This window comes from Candidatus Dadabacteria bacterium (genome assembly GCA_026706695.1).
Taxonomy (GTDB): domain Bacteria; phylum Desulfobacterota_D; class UBA1144; order Nemesobacterales; family Nemesobacteraceae; genus Nemesobacter.
Window position 1 is genome coordinate 1 of record JAPOYE010000011.1, and the last position, 15,286, is coordinate 15,286.

The 15,286-nt window shown below is 51.8% G+C and carries 16 protein-coding genes; 5 read left to right on the forward strand and 11 right to left on the reverse strand.

The window, feature by feature from the left end; all coding sequences use genetic code 11:
* The coding region (locus tag OXG10_00600) for an ISNCY family transposase (protein ID MCY3825871.1) at positions 1-386 on the reverse strand (386 nt) is incomplete at its 3' end.
* Positions 387-832: 446 nt separating this feature from the next.
* On the opposite strand from OXG10_00600, the gene OXG10_00605 reads away from it, so the two are divergent.
* Entirely contained in the window at positions 833-1,138 is a 306-nt protein-coding gene (locus OXG10_00605; protein ID MCY3825872.1) for a hypothetical protein, read from the forward strand.
* Between the two features lie 26 nt (positions 1,139-1,164).
* Here the strand turns inward: OXG10_00605 and OXG10_00610 are convergent, their stop codons facing one another.
* The 8 genes from OXG10_00610 to gltX form a co-directional block, all read right to left on the reverse strand.
* On the reverse strand, positions 1,165-2,781 hold the full coding sequence (locus OXG10_00610; GenBank protein ID MCY3825873.1) for a peptide ABC transporter substrate-binding protein: 1,617 nt from the start codon (positions 2,779-2,781) through the stop codon (positions 1,165-1,167).
* Positions 2,782-2,867: 86 nt separating this feature from the next.
* Entirely contained in the window at positions 2,868-4,025 is a 1,158-nt protein-coding gene (locus OXG10_00615) for an ABC transporter substrate-binding protein (protein MCY3825874.1), read from the reverse strand.
* Between the two features lie 80 nt (positions 4,026-4,105).
* The gene (locus OXG10_00620; protein MCY3825875.1) at positions 4,106-5,272 is read right to left on the reverse strand and encodes an ABC transporter substrate-binding protein; all 1,167 of its coding nucleotides are present in this window, start codon (positions 5,270-5,272) and stop codon (positions 4,106-4,108) included.
* A gap of 26 nt (positions 5,273-5,298) precedes the next feature.
* Complete coding sequence (locus tag OXG10_00625) at positions 5,299-5,790, reverse strand: hypothetical protein (GenBank protein ID MCY3825876.1); 492 nt, start codon at positions 5,788-5,790, stop codon at positions 5,299-5,301.
* Complete coding sequence (gene accC / locus OXG10_00630) at positions 5,787-7,283, reverse strand: acetyl-CoA carboxylase biotin carboxylase subunit (protein MCY3825877.1); 1,497 nt, start codon at positions 7,281-7,283, stop codon at positions 5,787-5,789. Before accC ends, OXG10_00625 begins: the two co-directional genes overlap by 4 nt.
* Before the next feature lie 16 nt (positions 7,284-7,299).
* A complete protein-coding gene (locus tag OXG10_00635; GenBank protein ID MCY3825878.1) occupies positions 7,300-8,844 on the reverse strand; it encodes an acyl-CoA carboxylase subunit beta in 1,545 nt (514 codons plus the stop codon).
* 67 nt (positions 8,845-8,911) lie between these two features.
* Positions 8,912-9,514 (reverse strand): dephospho-CoA kinase, encoded by a 603-nt coding sequence (gene coaE / locus OXG10_00640; protein ID MCY3825879.1) that lies wholly within the window; start codon positions 9,512-9,514, stop codon positions 8,912-8,914.
* A 2-nt stretch (positions 9,515-9,516) separates the two neighbouring features.
* Positions 9,517-10,920 carry a glutamate--tRNA ligase gene (gltX, locus tag OXG10_00645; protein MCY3825880.1) on the reverse strand — a complete coding sequence of 468 codons (1,404 nt, stop codon included), beginning with the start codon at positions 10,918-10,920 and terminating at the stop codon, positions 9,517-9,519.
* Positions 10,921-11,009: 89 nt separating this feature from the next.
* Here gltX and OXG10_00650 point away from each other — a divergent pair, with 89 nt between their 5' ends.
* Entirely contained in the window at positions 11,010-11,960 is a 951-nt protein-coding gene (locus OXG10_00650; GenBank protein ID MCY3825881.1) for a cobalamin-binding protein, read from the forward strand.
* Positions 11,961-12,214: 254 nt separating this feature from the next.
* Here the strand turns inward: OXG10_00650 and OXG10_00655 are convergent, their stop codons facing one another.
* On the reverse strand, positions 12,215-12,463 hold the full coding sequence (locus OXG10_00655) for a hypothetical protein (protein ID MCY3825882.1): 249 nt from the start codon (positions 12,461-12,463) through the stop codon (positions 12,215-12,217).
* A gap of 109 nt (positions 12,464-12,572) precedes the next feature.
* On the opposite strand from OXG10_00655, the gene OXG10_00660 reads away from it, so the two are divergent.
* The 3 genes from OXG10_00660 to OXG10_00670 all read left to right on the forward strand — a co-directional run bounded on the left by OXG10_00660 (position 12,573) and on the right by OXG10_00670 (position 15,029).
* Complete coding sequence (locus tag OXG10_00660) at positions 12,573-13,031, forward strand: hypothetical protein (protein MCY3825883.1); 459 nt, start codon at positions 12,573-12,575, stop codon at positions 13,029-13,031.
* Between the two features lie 56 nt (positions 13,032-13,087).
* The gene (locus OXG10_00665) at positions 13,088-14,065 is read left to right on the forward strand and encodes a ketoacyl-ACP synthase III (GenBank protein MCY3825884.1); all 978 of its coding nucleotides are present in this window, start codon (positions 13,088-13,090) and stop codon (positions 14,063-14,065) included.
* 70 nt (positions 14,066-14,135) lie between these two features.
* Positions 14,136-15,029: an AEC family transporter gene (locus OXG10_00670; protein ID MCY3825885.1), complete on the forward strand. Its 894-nt coding sequence runs from the start codon at positions 14,136-14,138 to the stop codon at positions 15,027-15,029.
* Between the two features lie 4 nt (positions 15,030-15,033).
* Here the strand turns inward: OXG10_00670 and rpmB are convergent, their stop codons facing one another.
* On the reverse strand, positions 15,034-15,276 hold the full coding sequence (gene rpmB / locus OXG10_00675) for a 50S ribosomal protein L28 (GenBank protein ID MCY3825886.1): 243 nt from the start codon (positions 15,274-15,276) through the stop codon (positions 15,034-15,036).
* Positions 15,277-15,286: the final 10 nt, after the last annotated feature.

Below are 15,286 nucleotides of genomic sequence, written 5' to 3' on the forward strand. Positions count from 1 at the left end.
AGCAGCGACACGTTGTCTATTATTGTCTGAAGTCCGTACTCATAGTTGTCTGAGTAACCGCTGTGACCCAGCATCTGACGAAGCAACATATCATTGTTAGCAAGGTGATGAAGTCGGTCATAATCACAGTCAAGTCCCTGCTTCATTACCCCGAGCACAACGACCCTCCATATGTCCATTCCGGGACGGCCCGTGCGAAGGTCAACTTCGGGAAGAAACTTCTCTTCAAGCAGGGAAAACAGCTTCTCCCTTGTCTCAGGATTCGTGTATATGTGCTGCAATCCTATCAGTATTGCGGGAATATCGTCCCGGGATTTCGGATTGAAGCGTATCTTCTCAATCGGCGTTCCCGCGAGTTCGAGCTGAAGGTTCTTTATCTTTCTCATGGTGAGTTCTCCGAAGATTCTTTGAAATGGCTCAATATGTTGATAATTCAAGTATAATTCTACCACATATGGAGAATCTTCACCATAGAAAATCAATGATTATTTGTTTTATTTCAGTGAGTTAGACCTTCTCTGACAGACACTAGTTAGTATAGAAATGTGCGGTTGGTGGAATAGCCGGGTTTAAGAACTCTGAGGGAAAGCGCTTTTGAAGAAAACGGCCGCTGTTATAATTTCCGCAATAATTCTTTTGGCCTGGGGCTCAGTGTCATGGATGGTTCTTCCATGGCACCAGATGGCAGCTAATAAATTTACAAACGAACCCGAGGTTGCCAGAGTCATAGAGGCAAATGCCCCGAAACCGGGCATTTACTATCTGCCGTTCTCGCATAAGGATCACGAGGCAGGGGAAACTGCTGCCTTCGTAAACGCCCTATCCCCCCAGCATGGCAAATCAGCTTCTGATCCAGTTCCTCGGCGACCTCGTAAGCGTTCTGATCGTTATCTGTCTGCTCTCCCAGACAGCTGGCCTGAGTTACTGGGGACGGGTGGGGTTTGTTGCCTCTATCGGGGCGGCAATAGGGCTTATAAGCCATTTTCCTTACTGGAACTGGTTTGGTTTTCCTACTCACTACGTAGCGGTCATCGTCATTGACAGTCTCATCGCCTGGTTTCTGGCAGGGCTAATGATAGCAAAACTGGTCGCAAGAAATACGAAAAAGGTAACCACGAGGATAGGTGTTATTGATTAACCCGTGGAGATGTCCGTCCCGGACCCTCAGCGTTCGCCGGATGTAAGATGGTCCACAAACTCGACTCTGCTGAAGTAAAGGAAATTCAGACGGTCAGGTTCAAGCCCTTTTACGTACGGCTTGATCATGTTCTGCTGAACCGAGTTAAGATAAGGAACTATTGGAACGTCGGTTTCCGTAAGAATTCTCTGGGCACTGTTGTAAAGGTTCGTTCTTTGCCCGCGATCCAGAATCCCGGCTGCCTTCTCCACTAATCGATCGTACTCCGGATTGCACCACTTGGTACGGTTATTCCCGCTTCCACATTCAAAGAGATTCATGAAATTGTGAGGATCCGGAAAATCCGCCTGCCATCCAGCCCTGAATACGGGCGGTGGATCCGTTCTGAGCGTGCTTAGATATACGGTCCATTCCTGATTCACGAGCTTCACCTCGATGCCGAGATGCTCCTTCCACAGGCTCTGGAACGCCTCGGCTACAATTCTGTTGTTTCCGGTATCCGGATAAAGGAAAGCGGTCTTCGGAAAATTCTCTCCGCCCGGATAACCAGCCATCTCAAGAAATTTCCTCGCCTTGTGCACATCAAACGAAATACCGATCCGGGGATTGTGGGCAAGCATGTCAATCGGTATCCATGAAGTTACGGGCACTCCCGCCCCTTGGAGAAGTCCGGCGAGGCTTTCCCTGTCTATCGAACTCGCAAAAGCCTTTCTCACCAGAGGATTGTCAAACGGAGCTTTCTTGGTGTTAAACCCTATGTAGTTGTTTCTGAAAACCACGCTCTGCTTAAAATCCGGAAGCTTTCTGACCCTTGGAACCTCAAGCAGGGGAATTCCCTTGCTGTCAAGAAAATCGAGTTCCCCGCTCTCATAAAGGGCGAGAGTGGATACGGGGTTTTCGTTCATTATCATCTTCACTTTTTTGGCGCTTTTGGGTTTGTCTCCCCAGTAGCTTTCATACTCCTCGATAAGAACCTCCTTATGATGCTTCCATTCTTTCAATCTGTAAGGTCCCAGAGTGACTATGTTTGCTGCTTCAGTCCACCTAGTTCCGTATTTCTCAACAATATCCTTTCTCATCGGAAAAGTGGACATGAAAGTGACTAGGCTCAGAAAATAGGCCCTCGGCTTTTCAAGAGTAACAATAAGGGTATGGTCATCCGGGGCTTTTACCCCGACTTCGCCGAAATCCTTTATCTCCCCGGAATTGAACTTCCTTGCGTTTTGTATGTCGAAAAGGAAATAAGCGTAACTTCCGGCGGTTTCGGGCCGAAGAATCCTTTCCCAGGAATAAAGGAAATCCCCGGCCTTAAGGGGCTTTCCATCCGTCCACAAGACTTTTTCCCTTATTTTAAAGGTATAAGTCCTTCCATCCTCGCTTACCCGCCAGCTTCGCGCGAGAGCGGGTACGGGTTCGTATTTTTCATCAAACGCCGCGAGACCGTCCATTATGTTCTCTATGATTGTAAAAGATGTGACATCGGTAGCGAGAGACCAGTCAAGCGTGGGAGGTTCGGTGCCGATATTTATGTTAAGCGTGTCCTTGCGGGAAATATCTGCGGCGTCGGGGGCCCTGTTTCCAGAACCGCAGGAAATGAAAAGGAAAATGCAGAGAATCGGAAGAAATTCTTTCGATCTTTTCATAACGACAGTTTGAAAATCCCGCAACGGTGCCGGTTGCTCGATAAAAATTTCTGAAAGCCGAAAATCAGGTTCAACCTCTAGTTTAACTACTGCCCGAAGACCTTGAACCTTCCGTTTTCTACTATTCCTACAATCGGCTCGTAAACCGCATCCCCGTAACGGTCAAAATAGAACTCGCCTAAAAGCGTGTCCGCCCTGATATCGGCCATTGCGTCGCGTATAGCCTCTGGGTCGATTGAAGAGGCATCGGCGATGGCCTCGGCCAGTATATAGGTAGATGCGTAGGACAGTGCGGCGAAAGCATCGGGTTCGCCGTATTTTGCCCGGAAATTTTTAAGAAACCTGCGGTTCTCGGGTGTGTCAATGTCCGCAATCCAGGTCGTAAAGGTAATAGCGCCCTCGGCCGCATCTGCAGCTTCTCTCACATCATCTTGAGTAGCCAGGGTAATCAGAAAAGGAACATTCATATCCATTCCGAGCCGCCGTGCCTGAGTCATGACTCCTCTGCGGCCCGGAGCCAGAGCCGATATGAAAAGAGCCTCGGGCGGAGGAACGGCATTTATTATGTCGGTTAACTGGCTAGTCAGGTCGGGAAGTGCACCGGTTGGTCGAGAATAAGTTTGCTCGCTCACGACCCTGACACCATGCTTTTCAAGCTCCTCTTTTACCTTTTCGTGGTTACTTGAGGAAAAAGCATCAGCTTCATTAACTATCGTGGCTACGTTATTGTAACGCAGTTGCTCTCTGGTAACCACGACGCCAGACTGCACAAGCGGGTCGACGGTGAGAGATGCACGGAAGGCAAATTCGCTTCTGGCACTGAGACCGCGCGCCGCGGATGTGGGACTGAAAGCCACAACCCCATTTTGCTGCGCGACTGGAATGATTCTTTCGGTGGCGCTCGACGTAAAAGGACCAAGAACGGCGACCACTCCATCTTGCTCAATAAGTTTTCTGTAGGCTCTCTCGGCGCCGTCTGGGGTACCCTCGGAATCCTCAATTATGAACCTGATTTCTTTTCCGCCAAGCAGTGGCGACCCGTTAATTTCCCCAAGGGCAAGCTCCATGCCGTTTTTCATCTGCAGGCCGTTTGAGGAAAGCGGACCGGTAAGGGGAACAACAACGCCGACGCCAACCTCTTCGGTTTCGTTCTGGCCGCAGGAGAAAGAACCGAGAAGCAGGACTGCGAAGACGACGGCAGCAGACATAAAGACGGTTATTTTTTTCGCGTTAAAGTTCCACATGATAACTATCTATCCCCCAAGAAGGATATCCGTTCAGACGCTCAGGATCAAAATCGTGCTGACAGGCCTGAATAACGAGATTACTCGAGGGCTTCGAACTTGCCGCCGCGGACTATCCTTACCACGAAGCTGTGGACCCCATCCCCGTTCTCGTCGAAATAGAATTTCCCGAAAATAGTGTCGTCCAGAGCGGATTCCGGACCGATCATCTGCAGGGCCGCCCTGATATCCTCCGGACTGGATGTTGAGGCGCGCGCAATGGCGGCGGCCAGTATTTGGGTGGAAGCGTAGGAGCGCGCCGAGTACGCGTCGGGGTCCTCTTCGTATTTCTCCTTGTATTTCCCGACGAAATCCACGCTCCGGGGCGTGCTGTCGGTTACCCAGTTCGTAACCGCAATGACACCTTCGGTCGACCCCGTCAGCTTCTTTTCGGCCTCCGCCACGTCCGTCTCCGTGAGCCCAATCACGATCAGGGAGGCTGTTATGCCCGTCTCGCGGGCCTTGACTATTACCCCCTGGCGCCCCGGCGAAAGAGCCGAAACGAATACCACATCCGCACCCGAGTCCTTTATGGCGCGTAACTGCTCCGTGAGATCGGGAAGGGAGTCGTTCTTTGCTCGGCTGAAACTCTGCTCTTCCACGACTTCCACGTCCGGGGACTTCGCAAGCTCCTCAAGCACCTTGTCGTTGCTGCTCATGGAGAAAGTGTCGTCCATGTTGACTATGGTCGCCGCTTTTGAATACTCCAGAGCGCCTTTGGTTTTCCTTATCCCTTCGGGAACCATTTTGTCCACGGTAAGGGAAGTGCGGAATATGAAATCGCCGGGAGCGGTGATTCCGTCCGGACTCGCGGCGGAGGTCGGACTTATGGCCACCACATTGCTTTCGTTCACGAGCGGGGCGATTCTTCTCATCGAGCTGGAACTCCACGGACCGATTATCGCACTCACAGCGTCCTCGCCGATAAGCTTCCTAAAAGCTCTCTCCGCACCGTCCGGGGTACCTTCGGTATCCTCAAAAACCGGACGGAGATCCGTCCCGCCGAGAAGCGCCGACGCGTTGATTTCCTCCACGGCGAGCTCGACGCCTTTTTTCATGTTTCCCCCAAGCCCCTCTGACACTCCCGTAAGGGGAAAGGCGACGCCGACCATAATCTCCTCGCCGCTATCCCCATGGCAGGAAACAAGACCGAGGACCGCAGCCGCGGCCACCACAGCAAAAAACAAAAGCGCAGCTACTTTTTTCACTTTAAAACAACCTCACTTTCCGATGATTATTCACTATCGGAGAGTGCAACCAGAACAGAGTCCTTTTCAACCGTCTCCCCTTCTTTAACCCTTATTTCCCTTATGACACCCGAAGCGGAGGCTTTAAGTTCGCTTTCCATTTTCATGGCCTCAACCACTACGACGCTGTCCCCAACCTCGATGCTGTCTCCCTGCTTCTTAAGGATCTTCACTACCCTGCTGTGCATCGGCGCCGTTATGTTAAGACTCCCCGTACCTTCTGCCTGAGAAGCGTCCCTTCCGGAAACGGCTTCCAGTTCGTAGAGATCGCCTTCGTAGAAAATCTGTATTTTCTTTCCTTCCCTGAATATCCCTACGGTGATGCTCTTGTTGTCAACCAGGATCGAATAGGTGCTTTCGTCTATACGCAGAAATTCTATTTCCTTCTGCTCATCGTCCATACTGAAAAGGCTCAGTCCTTCCTTCTCTTCGAAGGCCACCTTGTAGGTTTTGTTTCCCAGTTTGAAAGTATAAGTCATAACAGCGGATTCCCGGATACGCCGACCCTTCTGGCAAAAAGTTTCCAGCCCGAAGAAGCAGCGGTTTTCCCCTGCACAATTTGGTTCGAACCGCCGTTCATGGCAACGGCGGCGGCCATGAGTATAACTTCAGAATCAGACTCCTCGGGCACAAGAAGTTCTGGATGTCTTTCTATAAAACCTGTGTCAATCTGCGCCTTGCGGAACTCCGGATCCCGCATCATCCTGATCAGAAATCCGAGATTGGTTCTCACTCCCAGAACCACGTATTCCCTCAGGGCGGAGAGCATCCTGTCTACCGCATCTTCCCGGGAATTTCCCCAGACGACAAGCTTTGAGAGCATCGGATCGTAAAAAGACGTTATCTCGCAGCCGCTGTAAACGGACGAGTCGTCCCTCACTCCCGGACCGCTGGGAGCGCGCACGTAGTGAAGGGGCCCCGGCGAGGGAAGAAAATTAGTGGCCGGGTCCTCGGCGTAAACCCTGCATTCAAGAGCATGGCCCTGCATTTTTATGGCAGACTGCTTGAAAGGCAGCTTTTCCCCCGAAGCTATCCTTATCATCCATTTCACTATATCGAGTCCTGTGATCATTTCCGTAACCGGGTGCTCGACCTGCACTCTGGTGTTCATCTCAAGAAAGTAGAAATTCTCCTCCTGATCCATTATGAACTCGACCGTGCCGGCCCCGAAATAGTCAACCGCTTTTGCTATGCGAAGCGCAACTTCGCACATGTTTTTTCTGGTCTTCTGGCTTATGAATCCCGAGGGAGCTTCCTCTATCACCTTCTGGTGGCGTCTCTGTATCGAGCATTCGCGCTCGAACAGGTGCAGCAGGTTTCCGTGCCTGTCTCCGAGAACCTGGACTTCGACGTGTCTCGGTTGCTGAATGAATTTTTCTATGAATACCGAATCGTCTCCAAAAGAGGAAAACGCCTCACTCCTGGCCATACGAAGGGACGATTCGAACTCCTCCTTGGAATTAACGAGTCTCATTCCCTTTCCGCCCCCGCCTGCAGAGGCCTTTATCATTACCGGGTAGCCGATTTTCTTCGCCACCCTAGAGGCTTCAACATCGGATACGGCTCCCTCAGATCCGGGAACAAGGGGCAAGTTCGCTTCTCTGGCTATCTTTCTCGCGGTTACTTTATCCCCCATAAGCCTTATCGCTTCCGCGGAAGGTCCTATGAAAACCACGCCCTCTTTCTCGCACAGTTCGGCGAAGGAATCGTTTTCGGAAAGAAACCCGAATCCCGGGTGTATGGCTTCGGCCCCGGATTCCTTGGCTGCAGCAACTACCTTCTTCCCGACCAAGTAGCTCTCAGAGGGTTTCGACGGTCCTATATGGTAAGCCTCGTCCGCAAGCATAACGTGAAGAGCGTCTCTGTCAGCGTCCGAGTAAACTGCCACCGTAGCAATTCCAAGCTCCCGGCAGGCCCTGATGATTCTTACCGCTATCTCTCCCCTGTTTGCTATCAGTATTTTTTTGAACATTTTCTCACCCGGCCGCTCAGAGGGGAATGTTCCCATGCTTTTTCGGCGGAAGCGTCTGTCTTTTTCCGTTCAGCATCTCAAGCGCAGCTATCACTCTCGGTCTCGTGTCCTCGGGCTTTATGACCTCGTCTATGTAGCCCAAGCTCGCAGCGCGGTAAGGATTCGCGAAATTCTTTTTGTACTCCTCAATGAGCCTGATTCTCTCTGTGTCCGGGTCATCCGCAGCGGCTATCTCTCCCCGGGAAATTATGTTCACGGCCCCGTCAGGTCCCATGACCGCGATTTCCGCGGTGGGATAGGCAAGGTTGACGTCTCCTCTTATATGTTTCGAGGACATGACGTCGTAAGCACCTCCGTAGGCTTTTCTGGTTATCACGGTAATTCTCGGAACCGTTGCCTCACAGTAGGCGTAAAGCAGTTTCGCGCCGTGCCTTATGATTCCTCCCCATTCCTGCGAGGTTCCCGGGAGAAAACCCGGCACGTCAACAAAGGTAAGGAGAGGGATATTGAAGGCATCGCAGAACCTTACAAATCTGGCGGCCTTAACCGAAGCGTCTATGTCAAGACATCCCGCAAGCACTTTGGGCTGGTTTCCAACCACGCCGACCGGCTGTCCGTTCATCCTCGCAAACCCTACCACTATGTTCTTTGCGTAGTGTTCCTGCACCTCGAAGAAATACGAATGATCAACTATGGGCCGAACCACATCCAGTATGTCATAAGGCTTGTTGGGATTATCGGGGATAAGCCCGCGAAGACTTGTCTCTTTTCTGTCCGCGGGGTCATCGCAGGGAATCACCGGAGGATCCTCCATGTTGTTTGAGGGGAGAAAACCCAGGAGTTCCTTTATTATCTCTATTGAGTCGTCGTCATCCTCCGAGGCAAAATGCGCGACGCCGCTTACGGAATTGTGAACCATGGCGCCGCCGAGTTCTTCTGAGGAGACCTCTTCATGGGTAACGGTCTTGATCACGTCGGGACCTGTAACGAACATGTAGCTTGTGTTTTTCGACATGATCGTAAAATCGTTCATTACCGGGGAATAAACCGCTCCCCCGGCACACGGGCCCATGATCGCGGATATCTGAGGTATGACTCCCGAGGAGATCACGTTCCGAAGAAATATCTCTCCGTACGCTCCGAGACTCTTTACCCCTTCCTGGATTCTTGCCCCGCCGGAATCATTAAGCCCAATGATCGGCGCCCCGGTTGAAAGCGCCAGATCCATTATCTTGCATATCTTCTTTCCCTGTTCAAGACCCAGGGAACCGCCGAAAACCGTAAAGTCCTGAGCGTAGACAAACACCTGGCGTCCTTCAATCTTTCCGTAGCCCGTGACCACGCCGTCGCCGAGGATTCTCCTTTTCTCCATGCCGAAGTCCGTGCAGTCGTGCAGGACAAACTTGTCAAGTTCAACGAAGGTATCCCTGTCAAGGAGCTCGGTTATTCGTTCGCGGGCTGTGCGCTTGCCGGAATCATGCTGTCTTTTGATTCTGGCTTCCCCGCCGCCCAGATTTGCCTCTTTTTCCTTATCTTCAAGAATTCTGACTTTTTCTTTCATCGGATGTACTCCAACCCACTCACAGTTAAAAACGGATCAGTGAATCATAACACGCAGAGGCGCCGTTTCAAGGTTCCTCAGCGCAAAGAGTCTCGAACAGAGCATGGACTTGGGCGTGCAGATTCTCCATGCCGGAGGAGTTTTTTATGAGAAAATCGGCCTGAGAAGCCTTTTCCTCTTCTGACATCTGGGAATCCATGCGGCGGCGGATTTCCTCAGGCGACATCCCGTCACGGGACGCCACCCTGCGTTCCCTCAATTCTTCGGGACACGTAACTACCACCAGACCGTCGATCAATTCATCAAGACCACCGCCCCCGCGGTCTATAAGCGACGCCTCAACAAACACAATCGGTTCGCCACTTCGGGCGGACATTTTCTCCTTTATCCGCTCAAGAATCTTCGGATGGGTTATCCCGTTAAGCCGCTTGCGGTCCTCCTCGTTTGCAAACACTCTTTCAGCAAGGGCGCCGCGGTCAAGCGTCCCGTCCGCGCAGAGAACCTCTCGGCCGAAACAGTCGACGATTTCCAAAAGCGCGGGCTCCCCGGGCCGCACGATTTCCCTCGCCACCTCGTCTGCATCCACAGTGAACGCCCCGAACTCGCGCAGCATCCCCGCCACAGTCGATTTCCCCGAACCTATATTTCCTGTAAGTCCGTATATTTTCATCTTCAGGCGATGCGGGAGCTTATAAAGTCAATTGCCCTCGCGAGGCGCAGCGCTACGGTGTCTCTGCCCAGTATCTCGACAACATCAAAAATCCCGGGACTCTTCGTAGAACCGGTAAGCGCAACCCTAGCGGGCTGAGCTATTTTCCCGAGCCCGAGACCCGTTTGCTGCATCACGCGCTCGAAACCCCCATGAATATTATCATGGGAAAAATCCTCCACGTTGGAGAGTTCCTCGGCCAGAAGCGTGAAAATCTCGCCGTTTCTCTCCACTAGAAACTTCTCCGCCGCCTTTTCGTCGTACTCGAAATCGTCGGTGAAAAAGTAAAGGGACTGATCCACTATTGCGTTAAGAGTCTCTGAACGCTCCCGCATCTGCGCGACTACTTTACAAAGCCGTTCGGAAGACGGCCTAGGAAGTCCCTTTTGCGTGATAAGAGGAACTATTTTCTCTGATATGCTCTCCTCGGGCAGGTCCCTCAAGTATTTTCCGTTAAGCCAGAGAAATTTCTGAGGGTCAAACACCGAGGGAGATTTTCCGATGCCTTTCAGGCTGAATTTTTCAATAAGCTCCTGCGCTGTGAAGATCTCCTGGTCCCCGAAAGACCAACCCAGCCTCACAAGATAATTAAGCACCGCTTCCGGAAGATATCCGCGCAGTCGGTACTCCGTAACGGATTCCGCACCGTGGCGCTTTGAGAGTTTTTTTCCGTCCGCACCGAGTATCATCGGAACATGAGCAAGCTTCGGCTTTGAGAAGCCAAGTGCCTCGGCTATCAGTATCTGTCTCGGGGCGTTTATTATGTGGTCATCACCCCTTATGACGTAAGATATATCCATCTGCGCGTCATCAACCGCCGCGGCGAAGTTGTAGGTCGGAAATCCGTCGGCTTTCAGTATCACGAAGTCTTCTATTTCAGAAGAGTTGAAAACTATCCCGCCGCGGACAAGGTCCTCAACGGAAATCTTCTCTCCGGGGGGCACGGAAAGCCTCACGGCGTAGGGTTTTCCAGGAGCCGCCCCGAGTTGCGACCATTCTCTTCTGTACCTGAAGACCTCGCCTTTCTCCTTGGCCTCCTCTCTTCTGCGCCCAAGCTCCTCGGCAGTAACGTAGCATCTGTACGCCTTGTCCTCGTCAATAAGCCGCTCGGCAAGCCGACCGTAAGTATCGAGCCGCTCTGACTGCCGAACAATTTCCCCTTGCCACTCAAGTCCGAGCCACTTAAGAGATTCGATAATCTGCCGTTCGAATTTCTCCTCGGAGCGGGCGCGGTCGGTATCCTCGATTCTGAGCAGGAAATCTCCTCCGAGACTCGCGGAGAAAAGCCAGTTGAAAATGGCGGTGCGGGCCGCTCCCACATGAAGAGCGCCGGTGGGGCTGGGAGCGAATCTTGTTACGATCTTCACGGATACTATTTTACACGCCGAAGCGGCAAAAAAAGAAATGCCGGCGAAGGGCTTGGGGGTCCTTGCCAGTGGATTGTATAATAACTGCCATGAGAATATGTTCACTTCTTCCCAGTTCAACTGAGATAGTATTTGCCCTCGGACTTGAAGAGGACCTGGTCGCAGTAACCCACGAATGCGATTATCCGCCCCAGGCACGCAGCAAGCCCGTGGTCGTAAACAGCATCCTCAAAGAAAAGGGAAAGCTCTCAAGCGCGCACATAGACGAATTTGTAAGCCGAAGCCGCCTGGAGGGAAAAAGCGTCTACCTGATCGATTCGGAGTGCCTTAGAGAGATAAAGCCGGACCTTATCATAACCCAGGGACTTTGCGATGTCTGCGCCGTATCCGAAAACGAGGTAACGGAAGTCTGCGAGATTCTTGAGAACAGCCCCGAAGTACTGTCTCTCGAGCCCTCCACCATCGGGGAAATAATGGATTCCATACTGCTTCTGGGAGAGGTCACCGGAACCAGGGAAAAAGCCTCACAGATCGTGGATGGTCTTCGCAAAAGAATCGAGAGCGTCGAGAAAAAGCTCTCGGGAGAAAGGTACCAGCCAGGGGTTTTCTGCCTTGAGTGGCTTGACCCTCCTTACGCCGCCGGGCACTGGGTGCCGGAGATGGTAAAGACGGCGGGGGGAGAACCGCTAATCTCAAGGGCGGGAGAACCTTCGTTTAAAACAACCTGGGATGAGATACTCGAGTCATCGCCTGACTACCTGATCCTGATGCCCTGCGGGTTTGACGTAGAGAAAACGCTTGATGGGATAGAGGATGTGACAAGCGGGGTAAGGCAATGGCATGCGCTGCGCGCGGTAAAAAAAGGTCACTGCTACATAGTGGACGCTAACTCCTATTTCAGCAGACCGTCCCCCCGGATCGTCGACGGAATTGAACTGCTGGCAGGAATAACCCACTCCGACATATTCACGCAACAGCCGAGGGCCAACTCGGTTCTAAACGTGAAAAATCATTTCTATCTGCAGACTTTTCTCGGTTAAGACTTCGGAGCCTGAAAAGGATCCACTTCAACCGGGGCAACTTCGAAATCTGAAGGAGCTTCAGCGCTTGCAGGTGCTACCGCGGACCGAAAAGGGTCTGCGTCTCCTCCTCCATTTGACATAAGAAACACTCCTATGATTAGGAATACTGAACTACTGGGGAGTGTTACCCACCCACATATATTCACGCAATGACCGAAGGCCAACTCGGTTCTAAACGTGAAAAATCATTTCCACCTGCAGACTTTTTTGGGTTATTGCGGGGCCTGAAAGGGATCCGCTTCTCCTGAGGGAGCCGCGGGAGCTGCAGCACTCGCTTCCTGAGGCGCCCCCTGTGCGGACTGAAAAGGATCCACATCGCCTTGGGGCTCTTGGGGTTCAGGCGGAGCGGGTGGTTCGGCAGCCTGCTGCCCACCACCTCCTCCTTCATTTAACATAAGGACTATCCCTATGATAAGAATTACGATAGCTAACAGCACTAACTCATTGCCTTGTATTGTCATGAGACTATCTATCCTCCTGATACTCTTTATACTATTATGCCAGGCCCACTAATCTAAAGCCCGCAAAAACCTTAAACCTACTTTTAATGATACTGATTCATGAAACAATATGTCAAGCATCTTTTCGACGCCTCAAACAACATATGACACGCTTGAGCAGGATGTTGAACTGCAGATAGCGCTCTCCCAAATCCTCTACGGCTGCGTACCGCACGCAACGGAAGAGGAATGTTTGATGATTTTCAAGGAAAGCCCGGAAAAAATCGCCACGCTTGGCGATATCCGAAAAATATCAACTCGGTTTTTTGCGGTCGAGAAAGAGGAATTTCCCTCGGTCGCCATGGAAATAAGGATAACGACGGGCAAAAATCTCAGGCTGAAGTACGAGTACTTTTTCCTCACCGAGTCTTCGGAGGAGACCTTTTTCCTCTCCACCTTGGCGAGACTCGGGGTGTTCTCCCTTATTTTTCTCTGCGATGATACGCATTGCGCGATTACGGCGGAGATGACCGAGGCAGAGATAGAACCGCTTAAAAAGATCGTTACCGCCCACATACAGTCTGGTTGACAAAATTAGGGCTTTAAACTATTATTGCGCTTACCGTTTTGGAGAAAAATTCCAAGTTGAAATACGCAAAGATCATAGGAACCGGTTCTTCGGTTCCCGAAACCGTACTTTCCAATTCAGACCTGGAAAAGATGGTCGATACCTCCGACGAGTGGATTACATCCAGAACCGGGATAAAGGAACGCAGAATCGCGGATGAAAACACCGCCGCCTCCGATGTCGCCTATGGAGCCGCCGAAAAAGCACTGAAGGCAGCCGGCGTAAGCCCGCAGCAGCTCGACGTGATCATAGTCGGAACCATAACCCCGGATTTCATCTTCCCCTCAACAGGCTGCATTCTCCAGAGCCGCCTCGGAGCGAAGAAGGCTTACGCCTTCGATCTTATGGCCGGCTGCTCGGGATTTCTCTATACGCTTCATGTTGCCGAGGGAATAATAAAATCGGGCGGCGCGGAGAAAATTCTCGCCATAGGCGTGGACGTTCTCTCGAAAGTCACCGACTTCGAGGATCGCTCAACCTGCATACTTTTCGGTGACGGGGCGGGCGCAGCGGTTCTCACCGCTTCTGACGAACCTGGAATTCTCTCATCCGTTCTCAGTTCGGACGGAAATGACTGGGACCTTCTCTACGTCCCGGCGGGAGGATCGAGAACTCCGATTGACGAGGAAGTGCTTAAGACCAGAGAGCAGTACATAAAGATGAAGGGAAACGATGTTTTCAAAGTCGCGGTCAAGAGCATGGAGTCGGTAACCGTGGACGCCATCGCCAAGGCAGACATCTCCCCCAAGGACATCGATCTCTTCGTCCCGCACCAGGCAAACTACAGGATTTTGGAAGCCGTGAGGAAAAGACTTGATTTCCCGGAGGAAAAAGTGTTCGCGAACCTCGACAAATACGGGAACACCTCAGGGGCATCCATTCCGCTCGCCCTTGACGAGGCGGTTCGCCAGGGAAGCGTAGGAGAAGGAAGCCTCGTGCTGTTCGCGGCTTTCGGAGCCGGTTTTACCTGGGGCGCTTCGGTGGTAAAATTCTGAGCACCTTCCATGGCGCCGCATCGGGCTTGTCAAGGATGCGGCTTGCTTTCTTCGCAGCAAAACGCAGAACATGACTCTCTCCTCAATCCCAGAGCTTGCGAACATCGTCCTGCCGGCGTTTCTTGTAATCGCCGCGGGTTTTCTCTTCAGCAGGACGAAAAAAATAGACATATCCTCAATCAACGATCTTGTGGTCTACGTGACCACGCCGTGTCTGATAATCTCGTCTCTCTCGGATTTCACGATGGACCCGTCTGTGACGGCGAAGCTGTTTCTCTCGATATCGGCGGTCATTTTCTCTACCATAATAATCGGCGGGGCACTTACAAAAGCGCTTCGGCTTGACTCGAGGGTATATCTGCCCCCCGTGGTTTTCGCGAACACGGGAAACCTGGGACTTCCCCTTTGTCTTTTCGCCTTCGGACAGTATGGGTTCAATATCGCGATACTCTGTGTCGTTTCGACCATGCTGCTTCACTATACGGTGGGAATTATGATTCTCGGGTCCGGAAAGAACCATCTGCGCGAGATATTCAGGCTTCCCCTTATATACGCCACCGTAGCCGGAATAATCATAAACTCGGTCGGCTTTCAGATCCCGGTAGTTATCGAGAGGCCCGTAGCCCTTCTCGGGGATATCACCATACCCGCAATGCTCTTCTCACTCGGGTACAAACTCTCCGAAATGAAGATCTCCAGACTTTGGCTTTCCTTTTTCTTCGGCTCCGCCAGAATATTTCTCGGCGTAATTCTCGGAGCGCTGTTCGTAAACGCAGTCGGCCTGAAGGGAGTGGAAGCAAAAGTGGTTATTCTGGAGTGCGCAATGCCTCCCGCGGTTTTTAACTTCGTGCTCGCGGAGAAATACGGCAGGGATTCCGAGACGGTCGCATCAATAATAGTGGCCGGAACCGCAGTTTCTCTTCTGGTTCTTCCGTTCGTTATTTCGTATCTGGCAAATCAGTGAGAGATCAGCGGGTTATGTCTCTGAGAGTAAGGCCCTCATCCCTAAGGTAAGGCATAAGGCCTTTTTTGGTGATCGTTCTCAGCGCACGGGCAGAAATCCTTATTCTCACGTACCTGTCTAGCTCGGGAACGTAGATTCTCTTCCAGTGCAGGTTCGGATTCTGGCGTCTTTTAACGTGGTTGTTCGCGTGGGAGACGTTGTTTCCGAAAAGGGGCTTTTTCCCTGTTATAGCGCAACGGCGTGCCATGGGTATATCC

What these genes read in the sequence shown, in the direction of transcription:
- OXG10_00605 (MCY3825872.1), top strand. Translation starts at nt 833, where the DNA reads ATGGCAAATCAGCTTCTGATCCAGTTCCTCGGCGACCTCGTAAGCGTT.
- OXG10_00610 (MCY3825873.1), bottom strand. Translation starts at nt 2,781, where the DNA reads ATGAAAAGATCGAAAGAATTTCTTCCGATTCTCTGCATTTTCCTTTTC.
- OXG10_00615 (MCY3825874.1), bottom strand. Translation starts at nt 4,025, where the DNA reads ATGTGGAACTTTAACGCGAAAAAAATAACCGTCTTTATGTCTGCTGCC.
- OXG10_00625 (MCY3825876.1), bottom strand. Translation starts at nt 5,790, where the DNA reads ATGACTTATACTTTCAAACTGGGAAACAAAACCTACAAGGTGGCCTTC.
- accC (MCY3825877.1), bottom strand. Translation starts at nt 7,283, where the DNA reads ATGTTCAAAAAAATACTGATAGCAAACAGGGGAGAGATAGCGGTAAGA.
- OXG10_00635 (MCY3825878.1), bottom strand. Translation starts at nt 8,844, where the DNA reads ATGAAAGAAAAAGTCAGAATTCTTGAAGATAAGGAAAAAGAGGCAAAT.
- coaE (MCY3825879.1), bottom strand. Translation starts at nt 9,514, where the DNA reads ATGAAAATATACGGACTTACAGGAAATATAGGTTCGGGGAAATCGACT.
- OXG10_00650 (MCY3825881.1), top strand. Translation starts at nt 11,010, where the DNA reads ATGAGAATATGTTCACTTCTTCCCAGTTCAACTGAGATAGTATTTGCC.
- OXG10_00655 (MCY3825882.1), bottom strand. Translation starts at nt 12,463, where the DNA reads ATGACAATACAAGGCAATGAGTTAGTGCTGTTAGCTATCGTAATTCTT.
- OXG10_00660 (MCY3825883.1), top strand. Translation starts at nt 12,573, where the DNA reads ATGTCAAGCATCTTTTCGACGCCTCAAACAACATATGACACGCTTGAG.
- OXG10_00670 (MCY3825885.1), top strand. Translation starts at nt 14,136, where the DNA reads ATGACTCTCTCCTCAATCCCAGAGCTTGCGAACATCGTCCTGCCGGCG.
- rpmB (MCY3825886.1), bottom strand. Translation starts at nt 15,276, where the DNA reads ATGGCACGCCGTTGCGCTATAACAGGGAAAAAGCCCCTTTTCGGAAAC.